18 protein-coding genes are annotated in these 20,099 nt (G+C 75.2%); 7 read left to right on the top strand and 11 right to left on the bottom strand.

The features are described 5' to 3' along the window. From AB0D46_RS32700 to AB0D46_RS32680, 5 genes are all read right to left on the bottom strand, one after another. On the bottom strand, positions 1–1,627 hold a 1,627-nt coding region (locus AB0D46_RS32700), incomplete at its 3' end, for a right-handed parallel beta-helix repeat-containing protein (protein WP_362882868.1). 134 nt (positions 1,628–1,761) lie between these two features. Further along, positions 1,762–2,373, bottom strand: a complete 612-nt coding sequence (locus AB0D46_RS32695) for a hypothetical protein (protein ID WP_362882866.1) — start codon at positions 2,371–2,373, stop codon at positions 1,762–1,764. Between the two features lie 316 nt (positions 2,374–2,689). Further along, the gene (locus tag AB0D46_RS32690) at positions 2,690–3,514 is read right to left on the bottom strand and encodes an MOSC N-terminal beta barrel domain-containing protein (protein ID WP_362882864.1); all 825 of its coding nucleotides are present in this window, start codon (positions 3,512–3,514) and stop codon (positions 2,690–2,692) included. Positions 3,515–3,590: 76 nt separating this feature from the next. Continuing rightward, a complete protein-coding gene (locus AB0D46_RS32685) occupies positions 3,591–4,103 on the bottom strand; it encodes a DUF6643 family protein (protein WP_362882862.1) in 513 nt (170 codons plus the stop codon). 273 nt (positions 4,104–4,376) lie between these two features. After that, positions 4,377–5,549 (bottom strand): glycosyltransferase, encoded by a 1,173-nt coding sequence (locus AB0D46_RS32680; protein ID WP_362882860.1) that lies wholly within the window; start codon positions 5,547–5,549, stop codon positions 4,377–4,379. Between the two features lie 138 nt (positions 5,550–5,687). Here AB0D46_RS32680 and AB0D46_RS32675 point away from each other — a divergent pair, with 138 nt between their 5' ends. After that, positions 5,688–6,482: an aspartate/glutamate racemase family protein gene (locus AB0D46_RS32675; protein WP_362882858.1), complete on the top strand. Its 795-nt coding sequence runs from the start codon at positions 5,688–5,690 to the stop codon at positions 6,480–6,482. 141 nt (positions 6,483–6,623) lie between these two features. After that, entirely contained in the window at positions 6,624–7,925 is a 1,302-nt protein-coding gene (locus AB0D46_RS32670; RefSeq protein ID WP_362882856.1) for a hypothetical protein, read from the top strand. A 73-nt stretch (positions 7,926–7,998) separates the two neighbouring features. Here AB0D46_RS32670 and AB0D46_RS32665 read toward each other — a convergent pair whose 3' ends face one another. Both AB0D46_RS32665 and AB0D46_RS32660 read right to left on the bottom strand, forming a co-directional pair. Then, positions 7,999–8,922 (bottom strand): ADP-ribosylglycohydrolase family protein, encoded by a 924-nt coding sequence (locus tag AB0D46_RS32665; protein ID WP_362882855.1) that lies wholly within the window; start codon positions 8,920–8,922, stop codon positions 7,999–8,001. After that, positions 8,919–9,587 (bottom strand): TetR/AcrR family transcriptional regulator, encoded by a 669-nt coding sequence (locus tag AB0D46_RS32660; RefSeq protein WP_362882853.1) that lies wholly within the window; start codon positions 9,585–9,587, stop codon positions 8,919–8,921. Before AB0D46_RS32660 ends, AB0D46_RS32665 begins: the two co-directional genes overlap by 4 nt. A 215-nt stretch (positions 9,588–9,802) precedes the next feature. Between AB0D46_RS32660 and AB0D46_RS32655 the strand changes: the two genes are divergently transcribed. The 3 genes from AB0D46_RS32655 to AB0D46_RS32645 all read left to right on the top strand — a co-directional run bounded on the left by AB0D46_RS32655 (position 9,803) and on the right by AB0D46_RS32645 (position 12,569). Beyond that, positions 9,803–10,318: a hypothetical protein gene (locus tag AB0D46_RS32655; protein ID WP_362882852.1), complete on the top strand. Its 516-nt coding sequence runs from the start codon at positions 9,803–9,805 to the stop codon at positions 10,316–10,318. A 93-nt stretch (positions 10,319–10,411) separates the two neighbouring features. Next, positions 10,412–12,049 (top strand): apolipoprotein N-acyltransferase, encoded by a 1,638-nt coding sequence (lnt, locus tag AB0D46_RS32650; protein ID WP_362882850.1) that lies wholly within the window; start codon positions 10,412–10,414, stop codon positions 12,047–12,049. Positions 12,050–12,083: 34 nt separating this feature from the next. Then, positions 12,084–12,569, top strand: coding sequence for an NUDIX domain-containing protein (locus AB0D46_RS32645; protein WP_362882848.1), 486 nt, complete (start codon positions 12,084–12,086; stop codon positions 12,567–12,569). 104 nt (positions 12,570–12,673) lie between these two features. Here AB0D46_RS32645 and AB0D46_RS32640 read toward each other — a convergent pair whose 3' ends face one another. Then, entirely contained in the window at positions 12,674–13,459 is a 786-nt protein-coding gene (locus tag AB0D46_RS32640; RefSeq protein ID WP_362882846.1) for a trypsin-like peptidase domain-containing protein, read from the bottom strand. A 214-nt stretch (positions 13,460–13,673) separates the two neighbouring features. On the opposite strand from AB0D46_RS32640, the gene AB0D46_RS32635 reads away from it, so the two are divergent. After that, on the top strand, positions 13,674–14,492 hold the full coding sequence (locus AB0D46_RS32635) for an alpha/beta hydrolase (RefSeq protein WP_362882844.1): 819 nt from the start codon (positions 13,674–13,676) through the stop codon (positions 14,490–14,492). A gap of 54 nt (positions 14,493–14,546) precedes the next feature. Here the strand turns inward: AB0D46_RS32635 and AB0D46_RS32630 are convergent, their stop codons facing one another. Then, entirely contained in the window at positions 14,547–16,013 is a 1,467-nt protein-coding gene (locus AB0D46_RS32630; protein WP_362882842.1) for a hypothetical protein, read from the bottom strand. Positions 16,014–16,173: 160 nt separating this feature from the next. On the opposite strand from AB0D46_RS32630, the gene AB0D46_RS32625 reads away from it, so the two are divergent. After that, positions 16,174–17,463, top strand: coding sequence for a bifunctional GNAT family N-acetyltransferase/ATP-binding protein (locus AB0D46_RS32625; RefSeq protein ID WP_362882840.1), 1,290 nt, complete (start codon positions 16,174–16,176; stop codon positions 17,461–17,463). 348 nt (positions 17,464–17,811) lie between these two features. Here AB0D46_RS32625 and AB0D46_RS32620 read toward each other — a convergent pair whose 3' ends face one another. Beyond that, positions 17,812–18,417 carry a hypothetical protein gene (locus AB0D46_RS32620; RefSeq protein WP_362882839.1) on the bottom strand — a complete coding sequence of 202 codons (606 nt, stop codon included), beginning with the start codon at positions 18,415–18,417 and terminating at the stop codon, positions 17,812–17,814. After that, the gene (locus AB0D46_RS32615) at positions 18,414–20,045 is read right to left on the bottom strand and encodes a serine/threonine-protein kinase (RefSeq protein WP_362882837.1); all 1,632 of its coding nucleotides are present in this window, start codon (positions 20,043–20,045) and stop codon (positions 18,414–18,416) included. Before AB0D46_RS32615 ends, AB0D46_RS32620 begins: the two co-directional genes overlap by 4 nt. Positions 20,046–20,099: the final 54 nt, after the last annotated feature.

Below are 20,099 nucleotides of genomic sequence, written 5' to 3'. Positions count from 1 at the left end.
GACGGGCAAGAAGTCCGGGTTCACCGGCAAGGTCTGGGTGTGGGCGCCCAAGGAGTACGACGACCCGAAGTTCGCGAAGAGCGGCTTCCCCGTCAAACGATCCCGCCTGCGCCCCCGAGGGCGCGCTGCCGGCCCCGGACCGGGCGGCCAGTCGCGGCCCGGACTCGTCACTGGTGCACCCCTCGGCCTGCGGGCCGTCCTCCGCGAACTCGTAGCCCCCGCGCTCGCAGCGCTCGGTGTGGCAGGTCGTGAGCGTCGTGCGGCACCCGTCGATGACGTGGAATCCGAAACCGGAACTGCCCGTCACCCGGCACGACCGGAACGTGCCCCGGCCGGCCGCCGACACGTAGAAGCCCGCCTCGGTCGCGTTGGCGACCGTGCACCGCTCCAGCGACGGGTCGGCGCCCTTCGTGACGATCACGCCCGTCTGCACCCCGTCGATCGTGCAGTTGGCGAGGGTGCCGCCGCTGCCGTGGTCGCGGAACCACGCCCCGGTGCCCGCCTCGCGGATCCGGCAGTCGTCGACCTGCGCGGTGGCGCCGTCGCTCACCGAGACCGCCGTGTTGCGCACCTGCGAGAGATCACTGTCGACGACGTCGACGCGCGAACCCCGGTCGAGGACGAACAGCGCGTCCGGCACGTCGTGGACCCGGCAGGAATCCAGCGAGGCGGAGGCGCCGTCGCTGACCCACACCGCCGGGTAGTCGCCCGTGCTGTCGTGGATCTCGCAGGACTCGGCATCGACCCGGGTACCCGGGTCCCACACCGACAGGCCGTTGCGCCCGAACCGGCGGACCGTGGTGCGGCTGAGCGTCAGCACCGAACGGGACCGCAGGTCGACGGCGTTCTCCGGGATGTCGTGGATGTCGCAGCCGGTCAGGGTGAGGACGGCATCGGTGTCCAGGGTGACCCCGTCGGCCGAGGTGCGGTGCACGGAGCAGTCGGTGAGCCGGGCCGCGGCCCGGGCCGCGATCCGCACCCCGGCGCCCTTGATCTCGTACACCTCGCAGCCCAACGCCTCCAGGCCCGAACCCTCACCCGTGACGCCGATGCCCGCGCCGGTGGCGTGGTGGATCCGGCACCGCTCCAGGCGGGGGTGCCCGCCGCCGCGCACCGAAACCCCGGCCTGCCCGGCGGCGACGACCTCGCACTCCTCGAACACCCCGCCGCCGCCGTCCAGCACGGAGATGCCGACGCCGGCCGGGTTCTCCACCGTGCACCTGCGCACCAGCGGGCGGGCGCCGCCGCGCACCTCGATGCCGGCGGCCGAGCGGGTGCTCACGCGCAGGTCGGTCAACTCGGGGGAGCCGTCCTCGACGAGGACCGCGGGCGCCGCCCGGTCCGCTCCCTCCACGTACAGGTCCTGGATCACGGCCGAGGCGCGCACCGTCAGCGCGACCCCGTCGAGCGGGGCGATCCGCACCGAGCCGATCGCGCTCCCCTCGGGCCCGCGCAGCGTGACGGCATGGTGCAGGACCAGGTTCTCCCGGTAGGTGCCGGGAGCGATCGACAGCACGTCGCCGTCGCCCGCGACGGCGAGGGCGGCGCTCAGCGTCGGATACTCACCCGAGCGGCGCCGCCACCGCGAGGCTCCGCCGTGCGTCACCTGGACCGTGCCCTGAGCCATGGTGCTGTCGTGCCCCCACCCTCGTATTCGCGCCGCCGGAGCGGCCGAAGTGAATCAAGTCGTTCGAAGCGGCTGAAGCGATCCGAGCCGGCTTTGCCCCACCGTAGCGCGCGCGGGGCCGGCGAGTTGCCAGGTCAGTTGCCCGCCCCCGCCCGGCCCCAGTCCGGCCCGGCCGCCGCCCACGCGCGGTCCAGACGGAGGTACCGTCGATGCATGAGCCGACGTACGACCAGGCGCCGGACCGTCTCCACCAGGGCGCCCGCCGCGAGCGCGGCCGCGAGCCCGGCCAGACCGGCGTGGAAGGAGGCGGCGGACGGATCGAGCGGCTGCCCCACCAACCGCCCCCGGATGTCGGTCCATATCCGGAACCGTTCGCCGGGGACCGGCGGTTCCTCGGCGGCCGGGACCGTCCCCTCGTGGCTGCTGCCGTCGGGAGCGGTCCACGCGGCCACGATCCGACTGCGCTCCGGTGACTGGCGCCGCGCCGACGGATCCGTCGAAGCACCCGGGGGCGGCTGCGCCGCCGGCCGGACCACCACGGCCGGGACCAGGTAGCGCTCGTGGCGCTGCGCCTGGGCGGCCCGCTGGAGCGTCCCGTCCACCCGGAGCCCCGCGACCGTGCCCACGGCCGGAGCCACCAACAGGACGCACACCAGCGCGGCGAAGGCCACCCACGCCTCGAAGAGGTCGGTCCGCCGGCGCAGCGGATTGCGCCGCCAGCGCCACACACCCATTGCTGTCCGCACGGTTCGGCTCCCCCCGTTTTCGCCGGCTTTCGACTGCTTGCGCGTCCCAGCCTGGCGCACGTCCCGCGGACGCGCATTCCGGGACGCGCGAGACCCGTGGCACCGATCCGGTGGTCGATTCCGGAGGGCTGTCACACGTCCCGAAATCACCAACGGCGCCGCGTGGCCCGTTGGTTCCGGAGAAGGGCCCGAGCCCCTCGAAGGTGTCATTCCATCGCCCGGCCGGGGCGGTTCGCCGCGGCCGACGGCCTTGGCCGGGCCCGCGGCGGCATCCGGCCCCGGACCCCATCGGGGTGAGGACCCCGCGGGCCGCGCCTCACTCCAGGACCCGTACCTCGTCGCCCACGCGCACCGTGCCGAGGGCGACCGGCACCATGTGCCGCCCGAAGGCCAGGGACTTCCCGATCCGTCGGTGCCGGGCCAGGGTCTTCAGCGGCTCCCGGCCGCGCTCCGCCGTCCGCTGGTCGGTGGTCGTCACGACGCAGCGGCCGCACTCGCGCACCCCGCGGAAGACCGCCCCGCCCACCGCGACGCGCCGCCACTCGTCCTCGGCCCAGGCGTCGGCGCCCGCGACCACCAGGTTCGGCCGGAACCGGTCCATCGGCAGCGGGCCCTCCTGCGGATGGTCGCCCCCGGCGATCAGCTCGTTGAGGGCGTCGAGGGAAGCCGTGGTGACGGCCAGCAGCGGGTAGGCGTCGGCGAGGCTCACCGTTTCGCCGGGCAGCGCGTAGTGCGGGTCGACGGGCCGGCGGACCTCCGGATCGTCCATGTGCACGAGCCGCGCGTCACGGCCGAGGAAAGCGGTGAACCAGTCGGCCGCGGACCGCGCCGCGACCAAGGTGTCGATCTTGGTCCCGAAGTGCAGGGCCGGCTCCCGCGGGCCCGGATCGGGGACTTCCACGACCAGCTCCGGCATGCCCGGGGCCGACAGCGCCACCCGCCCTCCCGCCAGCGGGCGCGAGGAGGCCAGGGCCATGCGCGCCTCCTGGCGCTGGCTGATGACCGTGCCCGCGGCGTCGATCACGGCCCAGCGCCGGTCCCCGACCAGGCCCCACGGCTCCACGGCCACCTCGTCGGGAGAGGTCCCCGCCGCGGATTTGACGGGGTGGACGTGGAGCGACTGGACGTACAAGTTCGGCATGGGGGCATTTTGCCGGCCTCCCCCCGGCCGGGCACCGCGATTACCGTGCGCGCGACGCCCTACGGACGGCCGCCCGTCAGTAGCCGCGCCCCTGGTAGGGGCGGCCGTACGGGTCCTCGTACGAGGGGACCTGCGCGGGGCCCTGCACCGGGCGGGGTGCGGCCGGGCGCATGGCCTCGTACCCGGTGGCCGCGGCCATCGGACGGGGCTGCTGCGGCTGGTGCTGCGGGACGTAGCCCGCGAAGGCCGCGACCGGCTGCTGCTGCGGGATGTACGGCGCGGGCGCGTGCTGGAGCGGCACGGGCATCTGCTGTACGGGCGCCGCCTGCTGCTGGTACGGGTACCCGTAGCCCTGCGAGTGCTGCTGCTGGGGCATGGCCGGCGGCAGCGCGGGCATGGAGGAGGCGAGGGCCGGCAGGTAACCACCGCTCGAGTAACCGGCACTGGGCGACTCGTAGGCGGCGGGAACGCGGATCGGGGCGATCTGCGGAGTGCCGCGCTCGGCGACGAGGGAGTCGTAGATGGGGGTGTCCGTGAAGGAGGGCGCGGAGTAGTAACCGCCGCCATAAGTGGAGCGGGGGGAGGTCATGGGACCTAAGTTAAGCCCACGACTTCACGGGGTCCATAGCGAGGTGCCGTCAACCCCGCTCTGACCTGCATATTCGCAGGTCAGGGCCACAGCTTTCACTTCTCGTTCACGTGCCCCGTTTCACCACTTCCGCCCCGCCTTGTTCGTACTCGTACTCACTGGTTGACCCTTGCACCTATGTGGTGCTGACGCAGCGTCACAACGCGATGACCTCGGATGACGCCCCTTCACCGAGTGCCGGACGGGTTCGCCGGACGGGTTCACCGGACGTGTTCAGGCGTCGCCGGGGCGGGCATAGGTCCGGCCCTTCCAGGCGGCCCCGCGACCCCGGTAGTGCTGGACGGCCGAGTCGACGGTCATCAGGAGGTACAGCAGCGCGGTGAACGGCAGTGACGGCGCGAGGACGGCCGGCTGCCGGTAGTGGCGCAGCATCGGCAGGTAGGTCCCGGCCATCAGCAGCCAGGCGAGCCCGCCCGCCCGGGCGACGGCCGGCCGACCGCCCGCGAGCCCCGCGACGCACGCGATCGGCGGGACCAGGTAGACGAGCACGAGCCCCGCCACCGTGCCGGCCAGCAGCAGGGGCCGGTGGCGAAGTTGGGCGTACGCGCTGCGCGAGACCATCCGCCACAGGTCCCCGAGCGCCGGGTACGGGCGCACGCTCTCCGCCCGCTCCGCCAGCCCGAGCCAGATCCGGCCGCCCGACGCGCGGACCGCGCGGGCCAGCGAGACGTCGTCGATCACCGCCTGCCGGATGGAGTCCGGCACCCCGGCGCGCACCGCCACCTCGGTGCGCAGCAGTACGCAGCCGCCGGCCGCGGCGGCGGTCCGGCCGCCGGGCCGGTTGATCCGGCGGAAGGGGTACAGCTGCGCGAAGAAGTACACGAAGGCCGGCACGACGAGCCGTTCCCATCCGCTCGCCACGCGCAGTCGGGCCATCTGGGACACCAGGTCGAGCCGGGCGCTGGTCGCGGCGCAGACCAGTTCGCGCAGGCTGTCGGGCGCGTGCGCGATGTCGGCGTCGGTCAGCAGCAGGTATTCGGGTTCGGCGGCGCGGCAGGTCCGGGCGTGGTCGATGCCGTGCCGCAGCGCCCACAGCTTGCCGGTCCACCCCGGTGCGGGCTCGCCGGGCGACACCACCGTCAGCGGGAGCCCCGGATGCTCGGCGGCCAGCTTCCGGGCCAGGGCCGCGGTGCCGTCCGTGCTGCCGTCGTCGACCAGTACGACCTCGGCCGCGCCGGGATAGTCCTGCGCCAGCAGCGACGGCAGGCTCCGGGGGAGGACCTCGGCCTCGTCCCGGGCGGGAACGACGATCGCCACGGACGGCCAGCGGGCGGGGGCGGTGCGCGGCGGGAGCCGGACGTCGGTGCGCCAGAACATGCCCTGGGCCAGGGTGAGCCAGAGCCAGGCGGCGAGTGAGGCGTAGGCGGCGATCAGGAGGAGGCCCATGCCCCGCAGTCTGCCGAAACGCGATCCCGATGTCCCGCGTCCGGGCCGCGCGGACGCGGGTTGCGAGGGGGCCGCTCGACGGGCCCGGCGGGGGCGGTCGGGAGGGGTCCGGGACGGGGGGTCGACTAAGGTGGCCAGGTGAAGATCGCTCTCATGGACTCGGGAATCGGCCTCCTGGCGGCGGCCGCGGCAACGCGTCGGCTGCGGCCGGACGCCGATCTGGTGCTGTCCTGCGACCCCGACGGAATGCCGTGGGGGCCGCGCACCCCCGCCGACCTCACCGAGCGGGCCCGCGCCGTCGCCCGGGCCGCCGCCGCGCACCGTCCGGACGCGCTGATCGTGGCCTGCAACACCGCTTCCGTGCACAGCCTGGACACCCTGCGGGGCGAACTGGAGCCCGCCATCCCCGTCATCGGCACCGTCCCGGCGATCAAGCCCGCCGCGGCGGCCGGGGGGCGCGTCGCGATCTGGGCGACCCCCGCGACCACCGGGAGCCCCTACCAGCGGGGCCTGATCCGTGACTTCGCCGCCGGCGCGGAGGTGACCGAAGTGCCCTGCCCGGGGCTTGCCGACGCCGTCGAAGCGGCCGACGAGGCCGCCGTCGTACGGGCCGTCGCCGCGGCCGCCGCGCTGACCCCGACCGACGTCACGGACGTCGTCCTCGGCTGCACCCACTACGAACTCGTCGAGGAGCTGATCCGGGCCGCCGTCGACGCGCGCACCGGCGGCACCCCGTTCGCCTTCCACGGGTCCGCCGAGGCCGTCGCCCTGCAGGCCCTGCGCCGCGTCGGTGTCGAACCCCGGCCCGGGCTGGCGCGCACCGGCGGGCTGACCGTGATGCTCAGCGGCCGGCCCGGCGACCTTCCGCGCGCCGCGTTCGGCTACGCCGAGGGCCGACTGCTCGCCGAGCCGGCGCGGAACGCGTCCGTCTGAGCCCGGCGGGGCGGCCCCGCGCGCCCGGCGGAGCCCGGTGGAACCGTCCGGCGCGGGCCGCCCCGCCAGGCCTCGTTCCCGTCACCGATCGTTTCCTCACCGCCCGTTCCGCGGCGCCGGGAGCGCTCGCATACTGAAGCCGTGACTGCCTACGCCAAGCACGTGCCGAGCGGGGTGATACCCGCAACCGGCGTACGTACGTGGGGTGTTCCGGGTGCCGAGAGCTGGCTCAAGGAGCGCGTGCCGCTCTTCTTCACTCCGGGCGGCGGGAGCCTGGCGCTCGGCGCCCTCGTCATCGTGTCCTTCCTGCCGGTGCTCTGGACCGGGGCACCGGACGGTGCGGTCGGCACGGCGTGGCGGGCCTACCCGTCGACCCTCCTCCTCGCGGCCCTGCCCCTGTGGTTCCGGTACCTGCCGGGCGCGGCCGCCGTCTCGGCCACGCTGATCGCCCTGGAGTCCGCCGCCGCCCTCGCCGGCCGGGGGACCGGCGCCGTACGGACCCGGTTCGGCCTCGGCCTCGTCTGCCTCGCCGCGCTGTGGACGCTGGCCGGGGCGCTGCTTCGGCTGCGGGCCCGCCGCCGGCAGGGGGAACGGGCCCTCGCGGCCGCCGGGACGGCCCGGTTCCCCGTACCGGGACCGCTGCCCGACGGGCACCGCCGCCGCGGCCTCCCGGCGGTTCTGTTCGGCGCGCTGCTCTGCTTCGTGGGCGGCGGGATCCTGCTCGACGGCCTGGTACGGGACGTCGGCGCGCACGGTGCGGCGCTCGGGTACGACGCCGTGGGCCAGCAGTGGTTCGCCGCGCCGTTCCTGGTGCTCGGCGCCACCCTGCTCGGTCGCGGCGCGAGCGCCGGCCGGGCGGCGCGGCGGTTGCGCGACGCCTTCGTGCCGGCCGTGGTCGTCGGCGTCCGGAGCTCCCGGTCCGGGCACCACTGGCTGTACCCGGACGCCGACGAGATGGCGGGGCGCCCCCTGATCGCCTTCCGGGCGCGCGGTGTCGACACCCGGCCCGAGGTACGGATGTTGGCCGGCGGGCCGACGGCGGGGGCTGGGCGCGCGACGCACGACGTCGACGCCCGCGGCGAACCCTTCGAGGCGGTGCTGTACGGGGTGCCGCGCGAGGGCGCCGAGGTCGTCCTGGAGTACGCGGTCCACGGCGACCGCGGCTACTCGATCAGCTCCTGCCTCACCGCGGCCGTGCTGTTGCCACGCCGCCGGCACGGGCTCGACGCGTGGGTCCCGGCGGGCGTTTCGTACCGGGAGAGCACGGCGCGGATCAAGGCCCGTGCGGAGGAACGCCGCCGGGAGCAGGCCCGGTCGCGGGCGGAGAAGGACCGGGAGCGCCGCGACGGGCGCACCAACGAGACCGCGGGCGGCTGCGGAGGCAGCTCGGGCGGGTCCGGCTGCGGGGGCGACGGAGGTTGCGGCGGATGCGGGTGCGGCTGACCGGGAGCGTCCCGTCAGCCCCATGACCGACCGTCCCGATCACCCCGACCGTCCCGGCGGCCCCGGTCGGCGCTCAGCCGGTCGGCGCCGCGAGGCGTTCGGCCAGGGCGCACAGGGCCCGCGCGTCCAGCACCCGGTCTCCGTGGCCGGGTAGCGGCACGTGCAGCGGCTCCGTCCACTCGGCAGGGACGGCGTCCCGGCCGTGGACCGCGCCGGCCAGGATCCCGGTGACGGCGGCGACGGTGTCGGTGTCGCCGCCCAGGTCCACCGCAGCCCGTACGGCCGACGCGAAGTCGGTGGTGGTCCGCAGGGCCCACACAGCCGAGCCGAGGCAGGGCCACACCGCTCCGTTGAACTCGGTGGCGAGGCCCGGGTGCCAGGCGGGGTCGAGCACCCGGGCGTAGCGCTCGCGGTGATCGGGGTGCACCGCGTCGAGGGCGTCGGGCAGGGCGGCCAGCGGGTCGTCCCCGTCCAGGGCCACGCGTACCAGCTCGTGCAGTACGGCCGTGCCCTCCCAGGCGGCCCGGTCGCCGTGGGTGAGGGCCGCGATCCGGCGGGCGGCGTCCATGGTGGCCTCGCGTCCGGCGGCGGCGAACCACACGGCCGAGGTGGAGGCCCGCATCAGGGAACCGTTGCCCGCGGCCCGCGCGTTGATCTGGAAGTGCAGGGCGGCGGCCAGGTCCCAGGCCTCGCCGTTGGTCAGGACGTCCTCGGTCTGGAGGCCGATGTCCTTGGGGTGGCCGGCGGCCCACCGTTGGAAGCGGGCGAAGACGTCGGGCAGGTCGAGCCCGCCGTGCTCCAGCAGGGACTCCCCGACCAGCACCGCCATCTGCGTGTCGTCGGTCGCCTCGCCGGGATCCCAGCCGCCACCGCCCCGCATCTCCAGCCCCCGCGCGGTCAATTGGCCCGCCGGGCCGAACTCGTAGGGCGCGCCGAGGGCGTCGCCCGCCGCCGAGCCGAGTACGGCGCCCACGGCGCGGTCGAGTCGGGTGGTCACGGGGTCTCCTCGGGGCACACGGTGTTCAGCAGGCGGAGCGTGAAGGCGTCCAGGTCGTCGAGGCCGGCCGCCGCCAGGGTGGCGGGGGCGCCGGCCAGTAGGTGCGGGATCGCGCCGTGCAGCGCGAGGGTCAGGGCGCGCGCTCCGTCGGACCCCTCGGGCAGCCCGGCCGCCTCCCACAGCCGCCGGTGCGCGGTGAAGTCGCCGGCGCCGATCGGGTCGATCAGCGCGGCCGGCCACGGCCGCCGGGCCGCCTCGGCCCTCAGTTCCAGGTAGGCGAGCATCCGCGACCGGCCGGGCCCGGCGACGTCCCGCAGCCGTCCCGCCAGGAACGCCGCCAACTCCGCCCGCCCGGACGGCCCGGGTGCGGCTCCGGCGCCCGATCCCGCCACGGCTTCCACCCCGGCGCCCGACGCCGTCGTGGTGTCGGCCGCTCCGGCGCCCGTTGTCGGGCCGAGCGCCGCGGCCACGGCCCGGTACTGCTCCAGGCAACGCTCCGCGACGGCCCGCAGCAGGGCTTCGCGGGTCGGGAAGTAGTTCTTGGTCGTCCCCGCCGGCACGTCGGCGGCGGCGTCGACGGCCCGGTGCGTCAGCCCGCGCCCACCCGCCCCGCCGAGTACGTCCACGGCGGCGTCGCGCAGCCGGTCCCGCCGGTCCTGATTCACCCCGTCAGGATAACCACGCACGTGGTACCACGGATGCGGTACCACACATGAGGTATCCAGGTGCCCGGTTGTACGGCCGGGCGGGTCGGGTTTCCCGAACGGGCGGGAGGGCAGACGCTCCAGGCCCCGGGCGGGCGCGGACGAGCCACCGGCCCCGTCGGCCGACCGGGCGGGAGGCGGTGGCGTCCATGCGGAACGTGAGTACGCTGGCACCCATGACCGGTCATCCACCGGGGCCGCTCTGGACGGGCCGAGCCTCGAACCGCGTGCAGTGGGTCCTCGCCGCCGCCGGAGCCGCGTGCCTGGCGCTCGGCATCGAGCTCGCCGTCGACGGCTCCTGGACCTCCGGTATCGCCCCGCTGCTGATGTCCGTGGTCGGCTGCCTCGCCGCCGGCCTGCTGATCCTCTTCGGCACCCTGGCCTTCGTGCACGTCGCCGTCACCGTCGACTCCCAGGTCCTGGAGGTCCGCTGCGGCCACCTGGGCCTGCCGCGCCGGAAGATCCCGCTCTCCGAGGTCACCTCCGCCGAGTTCGTGCCCCGCATCACCCCGCAGCAGTGGGGCGGCTGGGGATACCGCTGGCGTCCGGAGCAGGGCACCGGCGTCATCGTCCGCCGCGGCGAGGGCGTGGAACTGCGGCTCGGGGACGGCAAGCTGTTCACGGTCACCGTCGACGACGCCGAGAACGCCGTCCGCGTCATCCGCGCCCACCTGCGCGCCCTGGCCGGCTGAGCCCCTCACCCCGCCCGCGGCCCGCCGCCCGTCAGGGGCCCCCGCCCCCGGGCGTTGCCCGCCTTTGGCGTGCGGGGACGTACACTCCGCCAGATGAGCAGCAGTGTCACCCGCGACGCCGGGAACGACCCCTCCCCGTCGCCCCCCACCACCCCCGGAACAGCCGAAGCGAGGACCGCCGGCGCCGACGCGCCCGCATCCGGCGCACTGTCGCGGTGGGCCGCCCGGCTGGTGCGGCCCGTACTCGCCGTCCTCGCCGGGGTGCTGCTCTACCTCAGCTTCCCGCCCCGCCCGCTGTGGTGGCTGGCGCCCCTGGCCCTCGCCCTGTTGGCCGGGTGCCTGCGCGGCCGCCGCGCCCGGGCCGGCTTCGGATTCGGGTTCCTCTTCGGACTGGGCTACCTGCTGCCGCTCCTCGTCTGGACCAGCGAGGGCGTCGGCCCGGTGCCGTGGATCGCCCTGGTCACCCTCGAAGCCCTCTTCATCGGACTCGCCGGCCTCGGCATCGCCCTCGTGAGCAGGTTGCCCGGGTGGCCGTTGTGGGCCGCCGCCGTCTGGGTCGCGGACGAGGCGCTGCGCGCCCGCGCCCCCTTCGGCGGATTCCCCTGGGGCAAGCTCGCCTTCGGTCAGGCCGACGGGATCCTCGTCCCGCTCGCGGCCCTCGGCGGTACCCCGCTGCTCTCCTTCGGCGTCGCGCTGTGCGGCTTCGGCCTCTACGAGGTCCTGCGCACCACCCGCGAGCACCCCCGGCAGGTCACCGCCGCGCTCGCCGCGCTCGCCGTCGCCGCGCCCGTCGGGGCGGCCCTCGCCGCCCGTCCCCTGGTCTCCGACGCGGCCGAGGACGGCAAGGCGGTGGCCGCCGTCATCCAGGGCAACGTCCCGCGCCTCGGCTTCGACTTCAACGCCCAGCGCCGCCAGGTCCTGGACAACCACGCGAAGCGTACGATCCAGCTCGCCGAGGACGTCGAGGCGGGCCGGGCCCCCAAGCCCGACTTCGTGCTGTGGCCGGAGAACTCCTCCGACATCGACCCCTTCACCCAGCCCGACGCCTACGCGGTCATCGACCGGGCCGTGAAGGCCATCGGCGTGCCCGTCGCGATCGGCTCCGTACTGGCCCCCGAAACGGGCCCGCTGCGCAACACGATGATCCTGTGGGACCCGGTCAAGGGCCCCGTGGACACCTACGACAAGCGCAAGATCCAGCCGTTCGGCGAGCGCATCCCCATGCGGTCCTTCGTCCGGCTCTTCAGCGCCGACGTGGACCGCGTCCGCCGCGACTTCGGCCCGGGCAAGGACCCCGGGGTGTTCGACATGAACGGCAGCGGGGTCGGCATGGTCACCTGCTACGAGGCCGCCTTCGACGACGCCGTCCGCTCCACCGTCCGGGCCGGCGCCCAGGTCATCGCCGTGCCCAGCAACAACGCCACCTTCGGCCGGAGCCAGATGACCTACCAGCAGCTCGCCATGGACCAGATCCGCGCGGTCGAGCACAGCCGGACGGTACTCGTCCCCGTCACCAGCGGGGTCAGCGCCGTCATCCGGCCCGACGGGTCGATCAGCGAGCGGACCGAGCTGTTCACCGCGGACGCGCTGGTCACCGAGATCCCGCTGCGCTCCACCGAGACCCCCGCCACCCGTTTCGGTCCGCTGCCCGAGTACGTGCTGCTGCTGATCGCCGCCGGTGGGCTCGCCGGCGTCCTGGTCCGTCGGATCCGCGCCGGGCGGGCCGCGTGACGACGCCGCCCGCCGGGCCCCGTAGGGTCGTCGGATGACCACACCCGAGTTCATCCGGGCGATCCGGGCCGGCGCCGGACAGCAACTCCTCCTGCTGCCCGGAGTCACGGCCGTGATCGTCGACGACGCGGACCGCGTCCTGCTCGGCCGCCGTGCCGACACCGGGCGATGGTCGGTCATCGGCGGGATCGCCGAACCGGGGGAGCAGCCCGCGACGACGGCCGTCCGTGAGGTGTACGAGGAGACGGCCGTGCGGTGCGTCCCCGAGCGGGTCGTCCTCGTCGAGATGCTGGCGCCCGTCGTGTATCCCAACGGGGACGTCTGTCAGTTCCAGGACATCACCTTCCGCTGCCGCTTCACCGGCGGCGAGGCCCGCGCCCACGACGGGGAGCTGCTGGAGGTCGCCTGGTTCGAGGCGGCGGAGCTGCCGCCGCTGGAGCGGTTCGCCCTGGAGCGCGTCCGGCGTGCCCTCCTCGACGAACCGACCTGGTTCGCGCCGGCCGCGACCGACGGCGACTGACCCCCACACCGACGGCGCCCACATCGACCGGCGCCCACACCGGCCCACGCCCATATCGACCGGCGCCCACCGCGGCCACCGATGACGCGCACCCCCGGTGACGCTCAGCCGGCGGACCGCGGGGCCGTCGCGAAGGCTCCCGGCGCGGACGCCTCCCGATACAGCGCCAGTGCCCGCTCGCCCATCACCGCGCTGTACGAGACCTCCGGGACCGTGCCGCCGCCCTCGTACCCGCCGAGCACGCCGGCCAGTTCCCCCTCCACGAGCCAGGGACTGCCGCTGGTGCCGCCGCTGAGGTCCGGGCAGTCGACGCGGCGCTGCGTCGGGGAGAACAGCTCGGTGGAGTTGGTGCAGCTCAGTGGGGTCTCCCGGGTGCTGGGGTAGCCGAGGATCGTGACGGGGACGTCGTCCGGCTGCTGCCCGGCCACGGCGAAGCCACCGACGACGTCCTCGACGCGGGCGCCGTCCAGCGGGGCGAGCGTCGCGAAGGCGATGTCGGCGTCCGCGTCCTTCCCGTCCTGCCAGGCCGGGGCGACGTACACGCCGGTCAGCCGCCACACCCCGTACGGGGCCCCACCGTCCCGGTAGCCCGGGACGAAGACCGCCGTGTCGGGGTCGTCCAGGCAGTGCGCCGCCGTCGCGATCAGGTCGTGGCCCTCGCTGCGCACCACGGCGGCGGTGCAGAAGTGGCCGCCGTCCAGCCCGCCCGCGAACAGCGCGCCCACCCGGTCCGCCACCGCCCCGGCGCGGGCCGCGACGGTGAAGCCCGGGGGCGGCGCGGCCGGCGGGTCGGGGACGTCCACGCCCAGCAGGGCGGCCATCGCGCTCAGGGCGAGCAGGAGCCGGGACGCTCGCCGGGTGCGGGGGCGGCCGGCCTGTCGGGGGAACATGCCTTGGATCATGTTCCGAGCCTCCCCGTCGAAACCGTGTGCGGAGCCAGAAATTCCATATGAATCAGCTGTGAATCCGGGAGGAGGGCCCGGGCGGAGGCGGAACCGGTCGAGGGCCGGCCCGGCAGGCGGTCGCACAGGCGGGACCCGGCCCGCGGGGCGAGACTGGCAGAGGTGCTGTTCAGGGGGGCCCAGGCCTTCGGGAGGTCCCGTCATGACCACACGGCGCACACCGGTGATCTTCATCCACGGCATGTGGCTGCACTCGACGAGCTGGCACGGCTGGGCCGATCGCTTCCACGACGCCGGATACGAGCCCTTGATACCGGAGTGGCCCGGGGTGCCCGATACCGTCACCGGGGCCCGCCGGTTGCCCGAGCCGCAGGGCGGCGTGGGTCTGGCGGACATAGCCGAGGCGTACACCCGGGTGATCCGAACGCTCTCCGCCCCGCCGGTGCTCGTCGGGCATTGCGTCGGCGGGTTCGTCGCGCAGCACCTGCTCGGCGAGGGGCTGGCCTCGGCGGCCGTGGCGATCGCCCCGGGCCAGATCAAGGGGGTGAAGACGCCGGCCCCGGCCCAGGCGAAGTCCGCGTTCGCCGTCCTGCGGGACCCCGGCAACATCCACCGCTCGGTCTCGCTCAGCCGGGAGCAGTTCCGTTACGCCTTCGCGAACGCCGTCTCCGAGGCGGACGCGGAGGCGCTCTTCGACGCCTGGACCATTCCGAGCCCCGCCCGGCCGCTGTTCCAGCTCGCCCTCGGCAACTTCACCCCGCACTCCCCGGCCCGGGTGAACACCGACAACGCCTCGCGCGGCCCGCTGCTCCTGATGTCCGGCCGGCTCGACCACATGATCCCCGACGTGCTGACCCGGTCCACGTACAAGCAGTACCGGCACTCCCCGGCCGTCACCGAGTACCAGTGCTTCGAGGACCGGGGTCACTCCCTGGTCGTCGACCCCGGTTGGCCCGAGTTGGCGACCGCCTCCCTGACCTGGCTCGGCACCCACGCCCGCCCCCTGGCGAGCGCCCGCTGAACCAGCGCCCGCCCCCTGCGAGCACCCGCTGAACCCGCGCGGGACAACGCCGGGTCAGCCGCGGCGTTCCCAGACGGTGACGCGGCGGCCGCGGAGCTGTTGGTCCTCGACCACCGTGAAGTGCTCGCGCAAGGCCGCCGCCTTGGCCTTGTCGCGCTCCGCGCTCGGCGGGCGGGCCACCGCGTCCGCGTCCGTGACCAGCAGGACGCGGCGCCGCTCCAGCAGGGCCGCGCGGATCCGGGACGGGTCGGCCTCCTCGCCCTTCAGGGTGGCGGAGGCCGTCGGGCTCTCGGCCAGGGCCACGTCCGCGAGGTCCCGGAACGGGCCGGGGGAGACGAGGGCGGTGTCGCGCCGGGCCGCCGGTACGAAGAGCACCGCGTCCCCGGGACGTCCCAGCCGGGCCACCTCCCCGGCCACGGCCAGCACGTCGTCGACCCGGCTGGCCGGGGCCCGCTTGCCGAGTTCCACGGGCAGCAGCGCGAGCACCGCCACCCCCGCCACCGCCGGGACGAACAGCGCCCGGGCCCCGGGGAGGCGGGGCGTCAGGGCCCGGACGCCCGCGCCCAGCGCGGCGCCGATCAGCAGGGCCAGCCCGAGCATGCTGAACAGGACGTAGCGGTCCAGGAACAGGGGCTGCACGAGGGACAGTCCGATCAGGGCGAGCTGCGGCACCACCAGCAGCGGCAGCCCCACGGCGGCCACCGTGAGCCGGCCCCGGGCCGGTCGGTCCGCCCAGGCCCCGAACGCCCCGACGGCCAGCAGGATGCCCGGCCCGATCATCATGTGCCAGGTCAGCGGCGGTATCCAGGACACCTGGTCGGACTGGCCCCGGCTGAACAGGATCAGGGGCAGGGCCCCCGTCACCGCGCCCGCCCCGGCGGCCGCCCAGCGCAGCCACACCCCGCGCCCGGCCCGCACCCACCACAGGGTCACCGCGTGCGCGGGCAGCGCCAGGAGCGACAGCCAGTTCAGCAGGGCGCAGACCAGCACGAGCAGCCCGTACGCCGTCCAGCGCGGCCACGTCCGCCGCCCGGGGGCCTCCCGGACGAGGGCGACGAGGAGCAGCGCCGACAGCGCGGCCCCGGCGGCGACCAGCGCGTAGGGCCGGCCCTCCTGGAGGTAGAACTGCACGGCGGGCAGCAGTCCGAGGGCCAGTCCGGCGCCCAGCCCGACCGCGGGCCCGGACAGCCGGTTCCCGATCAGGGCAACGCAGGCGGCGGCCGCCGCGACCGCGAGGACGGACGGCAGCCGCAGCGTCGTCGTACCGGCGCCGAAAACCTCGAAGAGGCCGTGCATGAACAGGTAGTACAGGCCGTGCACCGCGTCCACGTTGCCGAGCATCGCCCAGATCTCGCCCACCGACCGCCCGGCGACCTGCCAGGTCGCCGCCTCGTCCCGCCACACGCTGTCCTGCCGGGACAGTCCCCACAGACCGAGCGCCAGGGTCCACAGGACCGGCACCACCCGGACGAGGAACGGACGGTGGCGGGCCGGCGCGGCGCCGGGTATGTGGGATGTCATGAAGGCGCGCGGATCCTCGGTACGGGTCGTCGGTGGAAGACACCAGTCTATGGACGACACGGAGGGTTTCCGGAGGCGGTGTTGTGCACGACGGAGCGTGATCGCCCGGCCCCCTGGCCCCTAGCCTCGCCGCAGGAGCACGAACGAGGGGCGGTACCCGGTGAACTGGCTCATCCACGACTACCGCGAGAGCGATCTCGCAGCGGTGGTCCACCTGATCGACACCACGGCCGAACTCGGCCAGGAGTCCGTCTTCTCCCTGGCCGAGTGCATCAGCGCCCTCACCGACCGGCAGCCCTGCGTGGTCGCCGTCCACCAGGGCGTCCCGATCGGCGCGGCCCTCGCCTGCGTGACGGGGGAGCGGGCCTGGGTGATGCGCCTCGCGATCGCCGCCGGCTGGCGCGGCCGGGGACTGGCCAGCGCCCTGCTCGTCGAGCTCGAACGCCGGCTCATCGCCGCCCGCGTCGGCCGGATCGCGTACGTCCTGCCGGAGGAGGACATGCTCGGCGAAGGCCTCCTGAACGCCGGCTACACCCGGCAGCCCGCCGTCGCCTACTTCGAGAAGACCGAGCCGCTGCACGGACCGGCCGCCGGCCTCCTCGACGACCTCGGCGGCCGGTTCCTGCCGAGCGACCTGTGGGACAAGGTCGCCGGCATGGAGAAGGAGAAGGACCTCATCGAGCGGCGCGTGGTGCTGCCGCTCGCCGAACCCGAACGGGCCGCCTCCCACGGCGTGCGCCCGCCGCGCGCCATCACCCTCTTCGGACCGCCCGGAACCGGCAAGACCACCTTCGCGCGGGCCATCGCCTCCCGGCTCGGCTGGCCGTTCGTGGAACTGCTGCCCTCCCGTCTGGCGGACGAGGGCAATCTGGCGGCGGCGCTGCGCGACGCCTTCGCCCGGATCGGCGAGCTGGAACGGGTGCTCGTCTTCATCGACGAGGTGGAGGAGATCGCGCCGGTGCGCACCGAGCCCGCCCAGCCGGGCGGGATCCACGGCGTCACGAACGAACTCCTCAAGCTGATACCCGGCTTCCGGGAGGGCGACGAACGGCTGCTGGTCTGCGCGACGAACTCGGTCCGCTCGCTCGACCCGGCGTTCCTGCGGCCCGGCCGCTTCGACTACCTGATCCCGATCGGCACCCCGGACGCCGGGGCGCGCGCCGCGATCTGGTCCCGGTACACGGCCGGACGCGCCGACGTCGACGTGGCGGCGCTGGTGGCGGCGACCGAACTGTTCACCCCCGCCGACATCGAGCACGCGGCGCGGATCGCGGCGCAGGTGTCCTTCGAGCGGGACCTGGAAGCGGTGGGCGCGCGGGGCGCGGCGGGCGCGCAGCTCGGCGCGACCACGGCGGACCACCTGGCGGCGATCGCCCAGTGCCGGCCGACGGTGACGCCGGCGATGACGGGCGAGTTCGAGGCGGACATCACCGCCCACGCCCGGTTCTGAACCCCGTCCCCCCGGTTGCGGCGGGGGGACGGAAACGAAGCGGCCCGCAGCCACTCCCCAAAGCGGCTGCGGGCCTCCCCGCACGGACTCGGCATCCGCGCGGGACGGCCACGTTCCGGTTGGGGTGTGTCGCCGGCTGGAACGTGGCACGCAGGGTGCCCGAGGGCGTCCTGCGTGCCCTCGTCCACACCTCCGAGTCAACCAGCGCGGGGAGTGGCGCCGCTTCGGCCGGACGGCCACGTCCGGCCGGCCGGAAGGACGGCCCCGGGCCACGGACCCGGGGCCGTCCCTTCCGGCCGGCCGGCTTCGGGAACGGACTGCCCGGACGGTCGCCCGTCGGGCCCGCCGTCACGGGCGGCAGCGGTAGGTGAACTCCACCGACGCGGTGCGCCGTACGGGCTCGATCAGCTGGAGTTCGGCCTTCGCCGGGTGGCTCCCCGTGCCGTGGAACGTCCACAGCAGGTGCAGCGCGGCCTGATCGCGCCCGCTGGGCACCCGCTCCGTGAGCTCCTGGGAGCTGGTCCCGTCGCTGCGGACCCAGCGGTAGACGAGGGTGCCGGGCCGGCCGTTCGTCGAGACGAAGGCCACCACGTCGGCTGCGGCGTCGCAGCCGGGGCCCTGTGGGTCGGTGCTGACCCTCACGTCCCGCACCTCGATGGACGGCCCGAACCGCTGCCAACCCAGGTAGCCGAGGACGAGCGCCAGGACCACGAGGGCGAGCGTGTACCGGCGCAGGCCGCCGCCCCCGCGCGCGGGCCGCGCGACCGGCGCCGCGACCAGCGGGAACGGGGCCGGTATGGCGGCCGTCACCCCGGGTCCGAACCGCAGTACGGAGCCCTCGACCCGGTCGGGGGCCGCGTCGGCGGGCGCCGGGGGACCGGTGAACCAGTGACTGCCGAGGACGGTGGCGCTGTACTCCTCGTCATCGGCGTGCGGTGCGCGGGGCTCACTCATCGCGGCGGCTCCGGCTGCTGGCAGCGGCGCAGCAACTGCGAATCGGACGCCGAGGAGTTCCCGGCGGCGGGCTTGGTGGTCACCCGCACCCCGCCGTAGCAGCCGCTGCCGCGGCTGAAGGCGTGGGAGCGGACCACCGGGGCGAGGGATCCGGCCTGCACGACGAACGTCTCGCTGCCGTCGGCCGTGCTGAGGGCGCCCGGCGCGGTGCCGAGGAACCACTCCACCACCACGGTGACCGGGCCGGTGCCCTGCGCCGCGACCGACACCGTGGCGTCGCCGCGGTAGATGCCCGGCGCCAGCGACACGTCGACCTTGGTCACCCGCAGCGTCGGGGTGGGGGTCGGCGTCGGCGTCGGCGACGAGGTCACCGTCGGCTTCGGGGTCACCGAAACGCTCGGACTCGGCGGGTGCGGCGCCGAGTACGAGGGCGACGGGGTCGCGGAAGGCGACGGCGAGGCCGAGGCCGACGGGGAGGTGCTCGGGGACGTCGACGGGCTCGGGCCGGCCGACACCGTCGCCGACGGGGCCGGAAGCGGCGGGGCGCCGCCCGGCGGGGCCGGGCTCGTGGTGGCGAAGTCGCTGAGCGCGGAGGTGTTCGGCGGGGTGCCGCCGATCGCGTCGGTGGTGAGCACCAGCAGCGCGCCCAGCACCAGGGCCAACCCCGTCGCCAGCCAGCCGGCTCGCCCCGGAGCCCACCCCGACCGGCCGGCGAACGTGGTGCCCGCCACCGCGGTGGTGCCCGCCGCCGCGGCCCCCGCCGACGGGAACAGCAACGGCAACAGGGCGGCCAGCGCGGCCAGCTTGCGCTGCCCGCGCTCCTCCCACTGCGGCCCGTAGGCGGCCAGCGCGACGTCCTCCAACTCGGCGACGAAGGCCTCCGCGTTCTCCGGACGCTGTTCCGGCAGTTTGGCCAGACCCCGCCGGATCAGCGGGCGCACCGGCTCCGGGGCCTCGGTCTCCGGCACCGGCGCCTCGATGTGCTGGACGGCGAGTTCCGCGAAGTTCTCCCCGTCGTACGGCTTGCGCCCGGTCAGGCACTCGAAGAAGGTCGCCGTCGCCGCGTACACGTCCGCCGTCGGCGATGCCGGTCGACCCTGCCACTGCTCGGGGGCCATGTACGCGGGCGTGCCCGCGACGCCGGGCGTCGTGCCGCGCCCCGCGGCGATCCCGAAGTCCACGAGCTTGGAGGAGCCGTCCGCCGCGACCAGCACGTTCTCCGGCTTGTAGTCGCGGTGGACGACACCGGCCCGGTGCGCGGCCGCCAGCCCCAGCAGGGAGCCCTTCAGCACCACCAGCGCGGCCTCCGGCTCGGCGCGTCCGGACTGCTTCAGGACCGCGCGCAGGGAGATCCCGTCGACCAGTTCCATCACGATCGCGGCGCCGCCCGGCGCCTCGACGTACTCGTACAGCCCCACCACGTACGGCGAGCCGAGGCCGCCCAGGAGCCGCGCCTCCGCCCGGAACTCCCGGACGAAGGCGGGGTCCTCGCGCAGCCTGTCGCTCAGGTACTTCACGGCGACCGCGGTGCCCGTCGCGTCGTGGACGGCGAGCACCACCCGCCCGCTGCCGCCCGCCCCGAGCTCCCGTACCTCGCTGTATCCCGGTACCGTCCACTCACCGCTCATCGTTCGCCCCCCGTCCGTGGCATCGCCGCATCCCCGCCCGTCGTACCCGACCGG

This window comes from Streptomyces sp. NPDC048383 (assembly GCF_040651775.1).
In the GTDB taxonomy this organism is placed as follows: Bacteria; Actinomycetota; Actinomycetes; order Streptomycetales; family Streptomycetaceae; genus Streptomyces.
The sequence above is the reverse complement of the archived record's forward strand: the minus strand, read 5'-3'. Positions and strand labels throughout refer to the sequence as shown.

Excerpts from the sequence above, each read along its gene's own strand:
- AB0D46_RS32690 (WP_362882864.1), bottom strand. The coding sequence starts at position 3,514 with ATGCCGAACTTGTACGTCCAGTCGCTCCACGTCCACCCCGTCAAATCC.
- AB0D46_RS32685 (WP_362882862.1), bottom strand. The coding sequence starts at position 4,103 with ATGACCTCCCCCCGCTCCACTTATGGCGGCGGTTACTACTCCGCGCCC.
- AB0D46_RS32680 (WP_362882860.1), bottom strand. The coding sequence starts at position 5,549 with ATGGGCCTCCTCCTGATCGCCGCCTACGCCTCACTCGCCGCCTGGCTC.
- AB0D46_RS32655 (WP_362882852.1), top strand. The coding sequence starts at position 9,803 with ATGACCGGTCATCCACCGGGGCCGCTCTGGACGGGCCGAGCCTCGAAC.
- lnt (WP_362882850.1), top strand. The coding sequence starts at position 10,412 with ATGAGCAGCAGTGTCACCCGCGACGCCGGGAACGACCCCTCCCCGTCG.
- AB0D46_RS32645 (WP_362882848.1), top strand. The coding sequence starts at position 12,084 with ATGACCACACCCGAGTTCATCCGGGCGATCCGGGCCGGCGCCGGACAG.
- AB0D46_RS32640 (WP_362882846.1), bottom strand. The coding sequence starts at position 13,459 with ATGTTCCCCCGACAGGCCGGCCGCCCCCGCACCCGGCGAGCGTCCCGG.
- AB0D46_RS32635 (WP_362882844.1), top strand. The coding sequence starts at position 13,674 with ATGACCACACGGCGCACACCGGTGATCTTCATCCACGGCATGTGGCTG.
- AB0D46_RS32630 (WP_362882842.1), bottom strand. The coding sequence starts at position 16,013 with ATGACATCCCACATACCCGGCGCCGCGCCGGCCCGCCACCGTCCGTTC.
- AB0D46_RS32620 (WP_362882839.1), bottom strand. The coding sequence starts at position 18,417 with ATGAGTGAGCCCCGCGCACCGCACGCCGATGACGAGGAGTACAGCGCC.
- AB0D46_RS32615 (WP_362882837.1), bottom strand. The coding sequence starts at position 20,045 with ATGAGCGGTGAGTGGACGGTACCGGGATACAGCGAGGTACGGGAGCTC.